The organism is Acidobacteriota bacterium (assembly GCA_016196035.1).
Classification (GTDB): Bacteria; Acidobacteriota; Blastocatellia; order RBC074; family RBC074; genus JACPYM01.
Window position 1 is genome coordinate 25,027 of record JACPYM010000018.1, and the last position, 16,709, is coordinate 41,735.

10 protein-coding genes are annotated in these 16,709 nt (G+C 55.4%); 4 read left to right on the forward strand and 6 right to left on the reverse strand.

The window, feature by feature from the left end; translation table 11 throughout:
* Positions 1-80: 80 nt before the first annotated feature.
* Positions 81-1,496 carry a PhoPQ-activated pathogenicity-related family protein gene (locus tag HY011_06080; protein ID MBI3422489.1) on the reverse strand — a complete coding sequence of 472 codons (1,416 nt, stop codon included), beginning with the start codon at positions 1,494-1,496 and terminating at the stop codon, positions 81-83.
* Between the two features lie 292 nt (positions 1,497-1,788).
* On the opposite strand from HY011_06080, the gene HY011_06085 reads away from it, so the two are divergent.
* Positions 1,789-2,991 (forward strand): hypothetical protein, encoded by a 1,203-nt coding sequence (locus HY011_06085; protein MBI3422490.1) that lies wholly within the window; start codon positions 1,789-1,791, stop codon positions 2,989-2,991.
* Positions 2,992-3,111: 120 nt separating this feature from the next.
* Here the strand turns inward: HY011_06085 and HY011_06090 are convergent, their stop codons facing one another.
* Both HY011_06090 and HY011_06095 read right to left on the reverse strand, forming a co-directional pair.
* Complete coding sequence (locus tag HY011_06090; GenBank protein MBI3422491.1) at positions 3,112-4,416, reverse strand: DUF1552 domain-containing protein; 1,305 nt, start codon at positions 4,414-4,416, stop codon at positions 3,112-3,114.
* Positions 4,417-4,539: 123 nt separating this feature from the next.
* Complete coding sequence (locus HY011_06095) at positions 4,540-5,490, reverse strand: D-2-hydroxyacid dehydrogenase (GenBank protein ID MBI3422492.1); 951 nt, start codon at positions 5,488-5,490, stop codon at positions 4,540-4,542.
* Positions 5,491-6,191: 701 nt separating this feature from the next.
* Here HY011_06095 and HY011_06100 point away from each other — a divergent pair.
* The 3 genes from HY011_06100 (at position 6,192) to HY011_06110 (ending at position 13,681) form a co-directional block, all read left to right on the forward strand.
* Entirely contained in the window at positions 6,192-7,292 is a 1,101-nt protein-coding gene (locus HY011_06100; GenBank protein ID MBI3422493.1) for an OmpA family protein, read from the forward strand.
* A gap of 783 nt (positions 7,293-8,075) precedes the next feature.
* Complete coding sequence (locus tag HY011_06105; GenBank protein ID MBI3422494.1) at positions 8,076-12,002, forward strand: TonB-dependent receptor; 3,927 nt, start codon at positions 8,076-8,078, stop codon at positions 12,000-12,002.
* 371 nt (positions 12,003-12,373) lie between these two features.
* Complete coding sequence (locus HY011_06110; protein MBI3422495.1) at positions 12,374-13,681, forward strand: hypothetical protein; 1,308 nt, start codon at positions 12,374-12,376, stop codon at positions 13,679-13,681.
* A 74-nt stretch (positions 13,682-13,755) separates the two neighbouring features.
* Here the strand turns inward: HY011_06110 and HY011_06115 are convergent, their stop codons facing one another.
* From HY011_06115 to HY011_06125, 3 genes are all read right to left on the reverse strand, one after another.
* Complete coding sequence (locus HY011_06115) at positions 13,756-14,529, reverse strand: hypothetical protein (protein ID MBI3422496.1); 774 nt, start codon at positions 14,527-14,529, stop codon at positions 13,756-13,758.
* Positions 14,530-14,804: 275 nt separating this feature from the next.
* Positions 14,805-14,945: a hypothetical protein gene (locus HY011_06120; protein ID MBI3422497.1), complete on the reverse strand. Its 141-nt coding sequence runs from the start codon at positions 14,943-14,945 to the stop codon at positions 14,805-14,807.
* A 31-nt stretch (positions 14,946-14,976) separates the two neighbouring features.
* A complete protein-coding gene (locus HY011_06125) occupies positions 14,977-16,611 on the reverse strand; it encodes a carboxylesterase family protein (GenBank protein ID MBI3422498.1) in 1,635 nt (544 codons plus the stop codon).
* Positions 16,612-16,709 lie beyond the last annotated feature (98 nt).

Below are 16,709 nucleotides of genomic sequence, written 5' to 3' on the forward strand. Positions count from 1 at the left end.
CGCTCTGTGTCTCGGTGCCTCTGTGGCAATGCTTCCGGCTTTGCGTAAGTCCTAATCTTCCTGCCCCCACGGTCATTCAGCTATTTCCCGCCATTCACCAATGCGCGCGCCGGTTCCACATCGGGCAGCACTTTGACGCCGGTGGTGAATTTGAACGGCGCCAGTCCCAAACCGCTGGGGAAAGTCAGTTCGACCATGTAAGCAGTCCAGCCGGTTTTGGGCAGCGGCACCTTGCCGACATATTCGCCATTAGCTTGTGCCGCGAGCGGCGTGCCTTGCCAACGCGGGCCAATCGAACTCAGCCGGAAATCGCGCGCGCCGCCATTGCTGGCCTGCCAGAGTTTGACTTCGCTGGGCTTGTCCTTGGTGGTCACGCGGATGGTGCCGTCCTTTTCGATCTTCCAGTCATATTGCGGGACTGGCGTTTTGTTCAGGAAGGCGTTGTACCAGGCCAGCACGCTGAACCAGGCATCCGTCCGGCTCAACGAATGATCGCCGTTCGGCACGTAACGCAAGCGGTTGTCGCCCAGCAGATCGCGGTAATAAAACTGCCACGAATCGGGCAGGAAGAACTGATCGCCCGTCGCATTGATGATGAATTTCGGCAAGGTCAGCCGCTGGCGGTATTCGTATGGCTCCTCGATTTTCATCAACGCCTTGTAACGCGGTGAGTCTTGCTGATCCATGATGCCCATCAATTCATAATCACCGACGGCGGGCGCGTAATAACCATAGACCGCCAGATGGTGCTGGAACGAAGGAATCATGTTGAGCAAATCAATCACGATGGGCGCGATGGCGACGACGCGCTTGTCCACGATGGCCGTCGTCCAGGTCGTCCAGCCGCGCTTGGAACCGCCCGCCACGACAAAGCCATCCACCTTCACGTTGCCGCCCGCCGCGCTGTTACAAAACGCCTGCACCGTATCCAGCGCGCGCACGGCGGCTTTGGTCATCGGCAAGCGCAACGGCCATTGATCGTCGCCGCCCTTGATGAACTTGTCCCAGGTGTAAGCGATGATGCCGTCTTCGACGCGCGCGACTTTGTCATCGCTAAACGTCAGCGGCTGGCTCGGCACCATCTTGAGTTCCGCCACGATGGATTTGGTCAGCGTCGCCACATTCACCAGATTGGCGTCGGGCGCTTTGGGCGCAGGGTTTCCGTTGTTGCCGCCCGTGATGTAAAGGAATCCGTTGCTGTGTTTGACTTCATCAGGCTTGATAATCGTCAGCCAATGCTTCCAGACCGTGCGATCCACTTCGTTGGGCGCGCGCCAGGTTTGCGAGGTCAGTTCGATCACGAACGTCTGGTAGCCATTGCCCGGCAACGTGCTGACGAGTTCGTATTTGTAACTCGGATCGGGCGCGGCGACATAACGATCCAGCGCGGTCATCTCACTGGCTGCTACGGCGGGGGCAGGTGCTTGCGCAAAGACAGGCGTGGCACACAGTAACAGCAACAGCGTGCGCGTGATGGACAACAAAATTTGCTTCATGTTCTTCATTCCTATTTGCGAAAAGGTTGGATTGGATTTGTGGCGCAAGCATACGCCAAGCTTTTCGGGGATGCCAGTTGCAAACCTGGGTACGCATCGCTGCCAGTGTGCAGTCTCGGCGGCAGGCAGCTTCCTTCCGGCAGGAAACCGTCTCTGGCCGAGACTGCACACTGGCAGCGGTGCGTACCCAGGTTTCATTGCCGCCGTGTACAAACGCGGCGAATTCCGGTAAACACTGCTTGCACGCAGCATCCAAACAGATGCCAATTTCGCCGAGGAAAGAGAGACTGCCATGAAGTTTCAGGCTCGTTCGATGTTCTGGTTGATTGGATTGCTTTGGCTGACGAACGCAACCGTCAGCCTGGCCCAATCCAATCCGCAGGGCACGCCGCCCACCAAAGCGCCCACACCAGCCGTCAGCCCAACGCCCACGCCCGTCCCCTTGCCCGACAGTTTGTCTGCCGCCGAGTTTTCGCGGCTTAGCCGTGAATTGTCCGAAGAAGGCGGCTATTTCTTCTCTGACAATTTCACCTCGAACGAAACCTCGTACCTGCATATCGTGGACAAGCTGCGCCAACTCAGCGCAGTGGGCGGCGCCTATCTCGGCGTAGGCCCCGAACAGAATTTCACCTACATCGCCAAGCTGCGCCCGCGCATCGCGTTTCTGCTCGACATTCGCCGCCAAGCCATCATTCAGCACTTGATGTACAAAGCGATCTTTCAACTGTCGCCGGCGCGTCCGCAGTTTCTGGCCTTGCTGTTGAGCCGTCCGCTGCCCAAAGAAAAAGCGCCCGCCGCCGATGCGCCGCTCAATGAATTGATGGCGCTGCTGGTCAAAACGCCCGCCGATGAAAAGGCGTATGCCGCCAATCTGGCGCTGCTGCGCAAGACGATTGTCGAAGACTTTCAATATCCGTTGTCCGCGCCAGACGTGGCGAGTCTGGAATACATTTACAAGAGTTTCCGCACCGATGGCCTGGAGATCGCCTTTCGGATGGATGGCGCGTGGAGCACCTACTTCCCTTCGTTGCAAGAGATGCTGACAGCGACCGATTTGCGCGGCCAGCAAGGTAACTTTCTGACGAGCGTCGAAGACTATGAATTCGTGCGCGGTCTGCATACCAAAAATCTGATCATCCCGGTCGTCGGCGATTTCGCGGGCAAACAGGCCATCGCGGGCATCGGCGCTTACTTGCGCAACCACGGGTTGACAGTGGCGGCTTATTACACTTCGAACGTCGAGCAATACCTGTTCGACAACGACGTGTTCACTCACTTCGCCAACAACGTGCGCAAGCTGCCGCTGACGGACAAGAGCCTGTTCATTCGCGCCGTCTTCAATATGCGCTACTCGCATCCGGCGCGGTTGCCTGGACATCTTTCGACGACGGTGCTGCAATCAATGCCCGTGTTTCTGAAAGATTTCGACGCGGGGCAATATAAAAACTACTACGACCTGATCGTCACGAATTACATCGCGGCGGATAAACCCTGAGCGGCATTACCGTCGTTTCTCTTCTTCAAAACAACTCTCCCACGAAGCGACACGAAGGGGACACGAAGGTGCTGCAATATCCTTCGTGTCCCCTTCGTGTCGCTTCGTGGGAAAAATGATTTAGGCCAATTCCAACCCGCGCATCGTGCCCGTGCTGCTGGCGAATTTATCCGCCTCGATGCCCAGCCGTTGCAGCACATTCACGAACAGATTCGGCAGCGGGTAATTGCGTTCGCGGTCAAACGCCAGATGCTGTCCGTGCTTGAAACCGCCGCCCGCAAACAACGTCGGCAAATTCGTCGTCACGTGCGTATTCGCATCGCCCATGTTCGTGCCGTAAAGAATCATCGTGCGATCAAGCAGCGTGTCGTCGCCTTCTTGGCGCGCTTTCAAATCAGTGAACAGTTTGTCGAGCGCCCGCATTTGCAAGCGATCCGCCAATTCGTGTTGCCGCAATTTCTCAGGGTTTCTGCCGTGGTGCGAAATCGCGTGGTAGCTGTCGCTCATCGTTTCGCCGCCGATGGTAATCGCGGGCGAATTCACGCTGTCGAGCATCAACGCCACCAGCCGCGTCGAATCGGTCTCGAACGCGAGCGTGGCGAGGTCGTACATCAAACGCACTTTTTCAAAGTAATCGCGCGGCGCGGCGGTATCTGCCGGACATTGCGCGCTGACGACAGGCTTGGGCTTCTGCTCCCATTCGGCGGCTTGGCCCAAACGTTTTTCGAGGTCGCGCACGCCGGTCATATATTGATCCAACCGTTCGCGGTCACGCGCACCGACGTTGCTTTGCAGGCGGCGCGTCTGTTCGGCCACGCTATCCATCACGCTTTGTCCCAACGCCAGCCGCCGCACTTGCGCTTCGACTTCAGCGGGCGTGCCGGTGACGAACATGCGTTTGAAAATTTCCGATGGTTTCTCTTCGCAAGGAATCAACACGCCGCCGCTCGTCCACGAAAGGCTGTGCTGACCTGCCTGAATGTTGACGCCAAGCGTGAGCGACGGGAAGCGCGTCTGATTGCCGATGTGTTCCGCCGCGAATTGATCGAGCGAGATCGTATTGCGAAAGCCGCCGCTCGATGGGTGTGGCGCGGCAGTCAGGAAGCAATTATCCGCCGGATGCCCCGCGTCTACGTCAGGATGCGAGACGCCGCTGAAGACTGTGAACGCCTGGCGATGCGCGCGCAACTCTTCCAGGTAAGGCGAGAGTTGGTAGTTGAAGCCTTTGGCATCCGCCGCCGGAAAGAACTTCGACGGCAGCACGCCGAGATTGTTGCAAATCGCCAAGAAGCGGCGCGGCACGGCGTTGCTTTCGGCGCGCGCAAACGCCGGCAGCATCGCATCGAGTAAGGGCAGCGAAAGCGCGACACCAGTTCCGCGCAAAAAGCTGCGGCGGGCAAAGGTGGTTTGAGTTGCAATGCTCATGGTCTTCATACGGTGAAGCCTCCCTCTAATTGTGACTATTAAGTCGCGGCAAGAATCGCTGATTTCACTGCCCGTGGCAACTTTACCGGAGCAAAATAACACGCCGACCTACAATCACCCCGCTCAAACGATCCGGTCAAGCAACGCTTCACCCGCTGCATAGCGCCGCAAATTCTCCAGAAAATGCCGCGCCTGCCGCGCGCGTTCGTTGCTGTGCCCGCCGCCTGTGTGCGGCGTGATGAAACAATTCGGTGCGGCCCACAATGGATGAGCGGGCGGCAGCGGTTCGGGGTCGGTCACGTCCAGATAGGCGGCGGCCAGATGGTTGGCTTGCAGGGCCGCAAGCAGCGCATCCTGATCCACGGTGCTGCCGCGTCCGATGTTGTAAAACAGCGCGCCGGGTTTGAGCGCTTGCAGGCGTTCGGCGTTGACGAAATGGCGCGTGGCCGCGCTGGCGGGCAGGATGTTGATCAGGTGATCGGTTTGCGGCAGGTATGCGGGCAGGGCCGCTGCGGTGATGATCGGGATGGATTCGTGGCCGGTGGGCTGGCGGCGCAGGGCGATGAGGTTCAGGCGCAGCGGCGTCAGCAACTCAACCAAGCGCCGGGCAATCGCGCCATAACCCAACAACAAGACCGTCTGCCCGTTCAGCAAATACGCTTGCGCGCGCAATTCGGTGTACCGCCAGGCCCGCGCGCCATTTTGTTCCGCGACGGCCTGCGGGATGCGGCGCGCCAGGCTCAGCATCATCGCCAGGACGTGTTGCGCGCAGGGTTCATCAAAGACGCTGGAACTGTTGGTGAAGGCGATGCCGCGCTGTTGCAACGCGACGCGAATCTCGGCGTGGTCGTAGCGTTCGTAACCGGCACTGTCCAGATGCACCCAACGCAAATTGGCCGCGCGCGGAAACAATTCTACTGGCGGTTGTCCCAGCAGAATGTCAGCCTCGGCTAAAAATGCTTCGGCGGTTTCGTCGTCCCGCACGCACACCAACTCATGTTCAGTGGTGCCCGCGCGTAACAACACCAAGGTGGCGTCGTCATACTTCACATTGCTCCAAATTTTCAGCCCCATAGATTCCTTGTCTCTCTGTCGTGAGTGTGTTGACAAGTGGGCCAAAGACAACCCGGCTACGGTTTCCCCGGCATAGCGTTGCAGCCACCTTCAGCCATCAACGCTTTGCGGCAAGTTGGGTTGCTTTGGCTTGATTGAAACCACTGAAGTCCGCGCGATGGTACGTCACTCTTGCTGCGCAAACAATAATTGCTTGCTGTAAATTTTTCGGTGACGGCAGTTCAGAGTTCACGCTTCAGCGTGTGAGTGGCGGCCCGCAGCACGCTGAAGCGTGAACTCTGAACGTTTGTGGCGGCCCGCAGACACGCTGAAGCGTGAACTCTAACGTTTGTTCCCCTTCCACCCCCGAATTATTTACAGCAAGAATAATTGCGAAGAGAAAAATGCCTCGTCACAAGTGAATGATTAAAGTGCAATTGCCGTTTTTGCGGCGGTCGAATAAATGTAGCGCTTCAACGCAAAAGGATATTTATGAAGTGCGAGGTAAGACGATGTTGTACTGCTAGACCAAAAATCTTGCCTGCGCTAACCGCCTTTGTTTCTTGCACGATAACCATTGCCTGCGTTCACTTGGTAACCGCTAAGCGGTGGTTCATTACTGCCAGGCACATGCCTTGCACTTGTCTGCCGCGAAGTCAGGTACTTCACTAGAGCAGAAGTTAAGGGAAAATCCACAAGGGAAGTTATTTCGGAGGTATCAGATGAAAAACACCAGAACGCTTCAATTACTGTTGGCCGCATTGACTGTCCTCGCGTTGGGCTTGCCCGCCGTGGCACAGCAATCGGAAACAACGACCGAGAAACAACAACAAGAGACGACGAAGACTGCGAACAGGACGGCTCAGGTCAGTGCCGGGCAGAGGCAAAAAATCAGCGGCGTCATTCTGCGGCAGGAAGGCGACAACCTCTTCGTGCGTGATTATCAAGGCGCCGAATACACCGTAAGCGTGAACAATTCGACCAAGCTCAGAGAACGCAAGAGCAATCCGTTCCGGGGCGCGAAAAAATATCAAACTTCCGATCTCTCGCGCGGCTTGGCCGTGGAGGTCGAAGGGCGCGGCAACGAGGCCGGTGCGTTGGTCGCCGATCAAATCAAATTCAGCGAGACTGAACTGCGCACCGCGAGTTCCATCGTTTCGATGGTGACGCCGGTCGAAGGGCGCGTGGCGGTGACGGAAAACCGCGTGACCATGGCCGAACAAAACGCCCAGCGTCTGTCAGGCCAACTCGAAGAATTGAGCGCTGTCGCCAATATGGCGAACGGCGGCGCGAAAGCGGCGCAGGAAACGGCTGACAAAGCCATGACGACGGCGACGGACGCGTTGTCATCGGCCAAGTCCGCTAATGAGCGCATTACCACCACGACTGAGAATTTGAACAATCGCATCACGACCTTGGACGATTATGAGGCGGCCAAAACCGTGACCTTGAACTTCAAGGTCGGTAGCGCCGTGCTGTCCAAGGATGCCAAAGCCGCCTTGGATGAAATCGCCGAGCAGGCGAAGACTGAAAAAGGCTTTGTCATTCAAGTCGCCGGTTTCGCTTCCGCCGATGGCAATGAAGCGCTCAATCGCCGTCTGAGCCAACGCCGCGCGGAAGCCGTGATGAGTTACCTGATCGAAAACCACGACATTTCGCAACGCCGCATCGTGACGCCGCTGGGTTTTGGGGAAGCCCGCCCAGCCGCCGACAATGCCACGCGTGAAGGGCGCAAAGAAAACCGCCGTGTCGAAGTCGCGATTCTCGTGAACAAGGGCCTGACGCCAGCGACGACGACTTCGAGCCTTACTCCGCAACAGTAGATTGAAGCGCCCCTAGTGGGTATTAGCAGCAGGCACGGTGCGGGAACATCCGTGATGATTCAACACCGTGCCTGTTGCCTGGTGCCTTGATCTACCAAGCGAAAATAAAGGGACAAGCGGCCGCAGGGTCGCTTGTCCCTTTTGGCTTTTTTGCCAACCGCTTTTTCTTCGTCACTGCCCGCCCGCTGAAAGCAGCCTTGCTGCTAAGCCAACCCGCTTGCCAACACTCCGCCTAACGCACCGCCGCAAGCTCTTGTTACATCTGCGTGGTTTGCCTGTGGCTAACACCCTGGAAGCTTTTCGGCATAGATTCCGAAAATTCAGAAATATTCAGAAATATGGAAGCTCAAGTTCGGCTTTGGCTGGCTAAGTATCCTAGTTTCAACCAGCCCTCCGCCTGGTTTGTATGGCACAGAGATTGAAATAAATCGTGCGATAAACTTTCCACCATTTGATAGATACCATCGCAGCACGGCTGCCATGGCGCGACCGATTCAAAGCTCCATCACGGCATCATTGCGTTTGACTCTGATAGGACTTACGCAAAAGCCGGAAATTTGCCACAGAGGCACCGAGACACAGAGCAAGAGAGAGTTTACCAGTCAGGCGGGCCTTTCCTCTGTGACTCTGTGACTCTGTGACTCTGTGACTCTGTGACTCTGTGACTCTGTGACTCTGTGCCTCTGTGGCAATGGTTCTGCGTAAGTCCTGTCTGAATGTAAAGGGCGAGCGTTGCTTAAGTCGGCTGCACGTCCACGTCCACGTCACGAAAAGGAACTCACCATGAAGCAAATCGCGTTTCGCGTTCTCGCACTGCTTGCTCTGCTGACCGCAGGTAGTCTGCTCGGTTTCAGTCAGGGCGTCACCACGACTTCTCTTTCCGGCGCAGTGGTTGATCAAACGGGTTCGGTCGTGCCCGGCGCCGAAATCATTATCAAGGACGAGGCGATTGGCGCCGAATTCAGAACCGCCTCCGCCAGCAATGGCACGTTCAGCGTACCGGCCCTGACGGCTGGCACCTATACGGTGACGGTGATGGCCAAGGGCTTCAAACAGTCCGTCATCAGAGGCGTCAAGATTGACGCCGGTATCCCGGCGAGCGTGAACGCCACGCTCGAAGTCGGGGCCACCAACGAATCCGTCATCATTCAAGGCGGCGGCGAAGTGTTGCAGACCCAATCCGCCAGCATCAGCACCACCATCACGGGCCGCCAGATTACCGATTTGCCATTCACCTCACGCAACGTGACCGATCTGCTGTTGTATTTGCCGGGGACAACGACGCCGGGGCGTCCGCGCTCTTCGACCTTTAACGGCTTGCCGCAAGGCGCGATCAACATGACGCTCGACGGCGTCAGCATTCAGGACAACGGCGCGCGCAATACGGATGGCTTTTACACCAACATCTATCCGCGCGTGGATGCTGTTGAAGAAGTGACGCTTTCGACCGCCACGCCGGGCGCTGAGAGTGCAGGTGAAGGCGCGATCCAAATCAAGATGGTGACGCGCCAGGGCAGCAACCAATATCACACCAGCCTGTACGAATATCACCGCAACAAGGCGCTCGACGCCAACTACTGGTTCAACAATCGCAACTTCCGGCCCGGGCCGAATGACAATGCGGCGACGTTTAAGGCCGACCGCGACCTGATGATTCTCAATCAATTCGGCGGGCGCTTCGGCGGGCCGATCCGGATTCCGAAAATTTTTGACGGACACGACAAAGCCTTCTTCTTTGTCAACTACGAGCAATTCCGGCTGGCGACTTCGCAAGCGCAAACACGCACGATCCTCGGCCCGCAGGCGCAACAAGGCGTCTTCCAATACAACACCGCTGCCGGTGTGCGCACGGTGAATTTGCTGACGCTGGCGGCGGGCCGCAATTTCACTTCGACGATTGACCCGACGGTGGGCAAGCTGCTGGCCGACATTCGCAGCGCGGCGGCCTCACGCGGCGGCATCCAGCAATTGACCGATCCGAATTTGCAGACCTATTCGTTCAGTCCCAGCGAAGGCGGCGAGATTCGCATCTTCCCGACGCTGCGGCTGGATTTCAATCTTTCGAGCAAGCATAAACTCGAGAACACCTGGAACATTCAGAGCCATCACACGCTGGTTGATTTTCTCAACGGTGGCGCGCCAGCCTTCCCCGGCTTCCCGAACATCGGCAGCCAGAAATCGAGCCGCTTTACCAACGCCCTGGCCTTGCGTTCGACCTTGAGTTCGACGCTGGTCAACGAAGCGCGCTTCGGCCTGACGGGCGGCACGGTGGTGTTCAACGGCGAAAACTCGCTCGCCGCTTTCACCGGATCAGTCGCCAATCAGGGCGGCTATAGTTTGGCCATCAGCGCGGCGGGCATCACCAACGCGACGGTCAACACCGGCTCCACACGCCGCAATTCGCCGACCTGGAATTTCAATGACACCTTGAGCTGGTCGCGCGGCGCGCACACCTTCAACTTCGGCGGCAGCTTTTTCCAGGGCAACTATTTCACCACCGGGACGACCTTTGTCCCGACGATCACCTTTGGCGTAGACACGACAGACCCGGCCAGCGCGCTCTTTTCCGCGACGAATTTCCAAGGCGCCGCCGCCGCCGACATCACGCGCGCCCAGAACATCTATGCGACGCTGGTTGGCAGCATCACGCAGATCGCCGGCAATGCGGGCCTCAGCGAGACCACCAACAAATATACCTATCTGGCTCAGAACACGGTGCGCGCGCGCAATCGTGAGATGGGCGCTTTCGCGCAAGATGCCTGGCGCATGCGACCCAACCTGACGGTCAACGCAGGGCTGCGTTGGGAGGCACAATTCCCCGTGACTTCGCTCAACAACAATCTGACCAACCCTACGCTGGAAGGCCTCTACGGTGTGTCGGGCCTGGGCAATGTCTTCAAGCCGGGCACGCTCACCGGTACGGCCACGCAATTCAATCTGTTCAAGGAAGGCGACACTGCCTATCAGACGGACAAGAGCAATTTTGCGCCGAGCCTGGGCGTGGCCTGGACGCCGAATTGGAAAGACGGAATGCTGAGCCGTGTGTTCGGCAGCGGTGGACAAACGGTCGTGCGCGGCGGCTTCTCGATGGCCTTCAACCGCGACGGCATCAACACGCTGATCGGCACCATCAGCGGCAACACGGGCGGCAGCATCACGGTCAATCGCAACATCGCCACCGGCAACCTGGGCACATTGCCGCTGTTGCTCAGCAACGTCGGCAAGCTCGCCCCGCTCACATTCCCCGACACGCCGACTTATCCGCTGACCGGCGCGATCACGAATGGGGCCAGCACCTACGATCCCAATCTGAAGACGCCCTACATCATGTCCTGGACGTTCGGTCTGCAACGCGAGATCACCAAGGACATGGCGCTTGAAGTCCGCTACGTCGGCAATCGCGCATTGAACTTCCGCCAGGCTTTCAACATTAACGAAGTCAACATCGTCGAAAATGGCTTCCTCAACGAGTTCAAACTGGCGCAAAGAAATCTGGAAGTCTTCAAGGCGGCCAATCCGACCTGCAGTCAACCGGCTCAGGCAGGCCAACCAACCCCTCCGGCTTGCAGTTTTGCTTATCGAGGGTTAGCAGGCCAGGCGCCATTACCAATTATGTTGGCGTACTTCAGTGGAAAATTAGACCCCAATGCCATTAACAGCTACACCTCCGGTAGTTTCACCAACAACACCTTTGTTAGTGCGCTGGCGGCGAATAACGCCGCGCCGGTGACCTTTGCGACCAACCTGTATACCCCTGCGGCGTCCCGCACCAATGCCGCGAATGCGGGATTGCCAGCGAACTTCTTCCAGACGAATCCGGGCTTGCAGGGAACCGTTTCTTTCACGGGCAATGGCGGGCATTCCTACTACGACTCTGGTGTGGTCGAGTTGCGCCGCCGCTTGTCGAAAGGCTTCTTGGTGCAAACCAGTTACATCTATGCCAAGGGCGCGCAACTCGCTACGCCCTCGCTGCGCGCGGGTTATTACAAGAGCGCCAGCCCGCTCGTCATCACGCATGCCTTTAAGGCGGATTGGGTCTATGACCTGCCGGTGGGCAATGGCCGCGCGTTCTTCAGTAACGTCAAAGGCCCGGTGGGCAAGGCGCTCGAAGGCTGGGCCTTCCAGGGCACGGCGCGCCTTCAAAGCGGCTCGCCCTTCAACGTCAACGGCGTGCGCTTGATTGGGATGACGCGCAAGGAACTGCAAAACTCGCTAAAGGTGCGCTTCGACGATGCGAATGCAGTGGCCTATTACCTGCCGCAGGACGTCATTGACAACACGATCAAGGCGTTCAACGTAAGCGCGACCTCCGCCAATGGCTACAGCACGCGCGGCGCGCCGACGGGCCGTTACCTCGCGCCCGCCAATAGTGCCAATTGCATCGAGGTCTATGCCGGGCAGTGCGGTTTCCCGACCATCGTGCTGTATGGGCCGCAGTTCACGCGCTTCGATCTCAACCTGACCAAGAAGACGAAGATCACCGAGCGGGTCAACCTGGAGTTCCGCGCGGATTTTCTGAACGCTTTCAACTACGTCAACTTCCTCGTCCAAAACCCAGCCAACGCCTCGTCGGCGCTGGGCGGGCTGACGGCGGCCGGTGGCGTTGGCAATGATACGTTTGGCCAGATCACACAAGGCTATCGTGATGTTTCCACCACGAATGATCCGGGCGGGCGCATGATTCAATTCGCCCTGCGGCTGAATTTTTAGGGTGTTGTTTTGATGGAGTGAGCGGGGAGCGCAGCAGGTAGCTGCGCTTCCCGCAGTTTCATTTGCCAGTACCAGCAGCCACAGCGCTCTCCTCGCATGGCACTGAATTGCCAATGTGAAAAAATATTAGGGCACTGATTGATTAGATATTGCATCCTTTGCCACATGACACTATATTGCGCGGGTCAGCCCATACCCCGAAGGAGATTTAGGCTAGGATAAGGTGCAAACGGCTGATAAGCGTTTCCTAGTTACTCTTCGCCGCAGCCCCGCGCAGCGATTCAATTTGCCTAAAAACCTGTTTTGCGTATACCTACAAATACTGTTGTTTGTATGCGCGTTAGCCTGTCTCGCCAATTGAGGAACGAATCATGGATAACCAAACCCACAATCAAACCTCCGCTCAAATGGATAACCAAGCCAATAATCAACTTTCCTCTCAAGACGCTAAAGCAGCTCGCCAAAGCATGGCCATACCACTTATCGCAACATTGTTATTTTTGGCGACGCTAGCAACAATCATACTAACTGCCACAACAATCTTGGCGCTTATAAATAAGTACCATTTGCCATTACCTGGAGAATTTGAGCTCACTGCTAAAGAAGCTAGTTTTGAGCTTAAAAGCGAGGGTGGTGGAGTTCTAGCAGCGCCATCTGAAATAGAGATGATGAATGGTGTTGCACTGGATACTATTGACGTCCATGATTTTTCAATGCTGAAACTTCAACCATCCAAGGTATATGTTTCGTGTCCGTTACCATTCGAAACGGCCCTTACTTGCGATAAAGGTTGGGCATTATTGTCAGACAGGTCTATGGACGTAAAAGATGTGATTGTTAAACCAGTAGGGAGTGAAAACGATGACGCCAATATCATGATAACAAAAGCGGTGGGAGATAGTGACGTTCCGTTATCACTAGATACTATCAAAGTAAGGAGCGGTTCTGCAGTTAATCTTGAAGTCAAAAGCTTCAACGAAGAACAGGAAGCGGTGATTTTGTTGAACGTTAATATCAGCAAACAACCGTCAACAAATAATCTTGCCTTGGGTAAGCAAATTATTTTGCACCCAGAGCGCGCTAGTGTTTTAGGGGCAACTGACTCCCCGGAATTGGCAGAACAGCTAAATGCAGTGAATAGAACAGGTGGGCAGGGAGTAAAGTATAAAACGGAATTTCGCGATGGTAGTAATGCCGCCACTGTCAGTGGAATGCAAGATACTATTACATACGCTTTAACTCCACATGAAAAAACAATCGAACTGTTTAATGCCAAGCTTGAAGAGTGTAGTGAAAAGTGCATCCCAGCAAAATCAATTAAGTTTTCCGACCAACAAGGATGGAAAATCAAATACTTCTCGAAAGACATCATGGAGAGTGGAAAACTCTCCCAATTAACTGCTGAGTCTGATTCGGACTACTTAACATTTGAGAAAGGAAAGGATTTCCAGATCAGGCAAATCGTTTGGGATAGAGAGAAAAGATCGCTCAAATTTAAGCTGCTAGGGGATGTTAATAACGCTCGTACTTCTAAAACAAAGATTCATTTTAGCATGCACGACATGTTAAATGAAAACACTTGGCTGACACGCAGTTTTATAATTATTGCTGCATTGATCGCAGGCCTACTGAATCTTATTCAGTTTATTTTGAACTTGTGGCAACATTTCAAAAAATGATAGGGTGGGGGCTAAAGAATTGACATCTTGAAGTGCAAGTTAGAAGCCAGAGTCGAGAGCCAAAGGTCAGGTTATCATTCAGCAATTTTGGGTTGGTGATAGAAAAAGAAACTTCGATTAAATGGTTTTTTACCTTCCTTAGGTGATTTGCCACTTATAAAATGGCCGCTAACAACCACTGCGTAATCTCCTTGCTTCTCACTACTCATATCACATACAACTCCAAAACGTACAGTAGCTGTTTTACCACTGTCGTAATTGTATGTACATCTCAGCACTACCTTGTCGGCTTCTTTATGCTTAATACTAACATTCAAATCGCTTGCTGTCTGGTTCATCAGAAAATTAAACTTATACTCCCCGAGAGCTTTAGGAGGGATCAAATGATAGATAACAACAGGAGCTATACAGTCATCGCATTGATTTGTCTTCGCCAGGGCATATATGTTTCCAGGCGTTACACCAGCTTTAGAAATTGTGTATATGTTGTTAAAACCAACATTACATTCCTTTTCATTTGAAAGGGGCTGGAAACTTTTTAGTGAAACACTTCGAATGTCAAAACGAATCCGCGCCTGTGATTTCAGGTAAACCCCTGCATTTAATATGTTACTATCCCAAGTTTCGGCCTTCACAATTGCTGAAATAAGTTCGACAGGGCGAGTCTCAACAAAGGTAGCCTCGTGAACCCCTTCATAGATGAACGCTTCGGACGCCTCAACAGGACGCAAACTAATACCCAAATAATGGCAGGGAATTATTAAGCTCACATAAAGTGAAAACCGCTCAAAACTGACAAAGCATATTCCTAATAGCAATATGCTAATATACGCATCTTTAGCTCGCATATGACCTTCCTCGGGGCTAGTTCAGTCAATGTTTCGTTGAGAACTACTTTTCTTGTCAGAATTGCCGTTTTCTGGCTGTTTGCCGAAAAGACAGAATTAGCTATAAACAAGTCACATTCTGACGAAATGCGTCAGAGTGCGGGAGGGATTGCTGAACTTAATAACTTATGACGGAGACAATGACTACTAGACATCAACCCAAATAATGACAGCGTCATTAATATCACAGCAAAAACAGGCTTACAAGCATTGAAGTATTCAATCCCTTTGCCAGATCAGAATTGCTTGTAAACTGTTCCACCTTTCATCACTATCCGCACCTTGCGCAGCGTCGAAACATCGCGCACCGGATCGCCTTCGACTGCGATCAGATCGGCCAACAAGCTCGCTTTGACCTGCCCGATCTGTTTTTCCATGTGCGGCACGGGTGCGGTCCCGTCTTGGCCGCTACTTTTTCACATAGAACTGATCCAGGAATTCATACCGCGTCCGCACCGCCTCACGCTCAGCACGGGTGTTGACGTCAATCACCATACGCTGGCCCGCGCTGAACTTCGGCCAATTCGGCAAACCCGCGCCATTCGGGTTGCCGGTTTTGATGAAGTTGGCAAAGTATTCCTGCATGGTTTTTGAGACCTTGTGATCGTCCGGCGTCCAGGCAAAGACCTTGTTGCCATCCAGATTGCCCATCGCATATTCGATCTCGGCGGAATGCGAAGCCCCGCGTGCCGGTGGGCGCGGATTCGCCGCTGCCTGTTGCCCGCGCACGACACCGCCTGCTAGACCCGGCTGCGCGTCGCCCATCTCTGCGCGCATCGCCGGACGGGGCCGCGCGTAGAGGTAATAGTAAGTTGGCTTGCCGCCCGTCTTGGTTGCCAAATCCACCCACTTCCAAGTGCTATAGGCAATGAAACGATCGCTCGCCAACGCCTGCGCGGCATCCAGCACTTCGGTTTCGTTCGTGGCCGGGTAAAGTTTGAAGACTTCGTCAGCCTTCTCGTTATAAAGCCGCTGCAAAGCCTTGCGATAATTTTCGACCGTCGGTTTCTCGCGCACCAACACGCCACCCGCGCCCGATTCTTCGGTATTCGAACCCGCGAGCAACGGCACGCGCGCCTGTTCGCCTGCCGCGAAAATCTCTGCCGGCGCTTTCGGGAAGAAATAGCCATCAACGGTGGGCGAGAATCGCGGCAGGCCAGGTTTCGCTGTGGCTGCGAGCAACTCGTCGGCGGAGATGGCGCGTAACGCTGCTAACGAAGGCGCATCGCCCTTACCCAGGCCCGCCGCGAACTTAACGCCGCTCTGCTCGCCTTCGGCCAAGGGCACAGCGGAAAGTGCCCCGATCATCGAACCGCTCTCGCCAATCGCGCCCGCGATCAGGTTTTTGGAAAGCGGCGAAGCCATCTGCGCACTGACGGCGATGGAACCGGCGGATTCGCCCGCGATGGTCACGCGCTTCGGATCGCCGCCAAACGCCGCGACGTTTTGCTGCACCCACTGCAACGCGGCGTACTGATCAAAGAGCGCATAGTTGCCCGAAGCGTGATGCGGCGATTCCTTGGTTAATTCAGGATGGGCAAAGAAGCCAAACACGCTCAGGCGGTAACTGATCGAGATGGCCACGATGCCTTTCTTGGCCATGCTCTCGCCGTCATAGCGCGGCTCAGAACCGTCGCCCGCCATAAAGCCGCCGCCGAAAAAGTAAACCAGCACGGGCAGCTTTTCCCGGCCCGTTTTTGCGGGCGTCCAAACGTTCAGGTACAGACAGTCTTCGCTCATCCCGTCAGAACGGAAATTCATATCGCCGAAGATGGGTCGCTGCATACAACGCGGCCCGAATTTGTCGGCCTTGCGCACGCCTGTCCAATTCGCGACTGGTTGCGGCGGTTTCCAGCGCAAATCCCCGACTGGCGGGGCACCAAAGGGAACGCCTTTGAAGCTGCGTATGCCGGGGCTTTCGGCCACGCCTTCGAGCGTGCCGTTGGCGGTTTTGACGCGCTCTTGCGCGCTGACGCTGCCGGTAAACGTTGCCGCAAACAGGAGCGCCGCGACAGCCGACAGATTGCGAATGGTTGGTTTCATGTGAGTTGTCCCTTCATTGATGGAATTTCAAAAAAATTGCCTGTCATTGTCCAACTTCCGACAACGGATGTGTGCGAACGGCAAGACCGAACTGAATC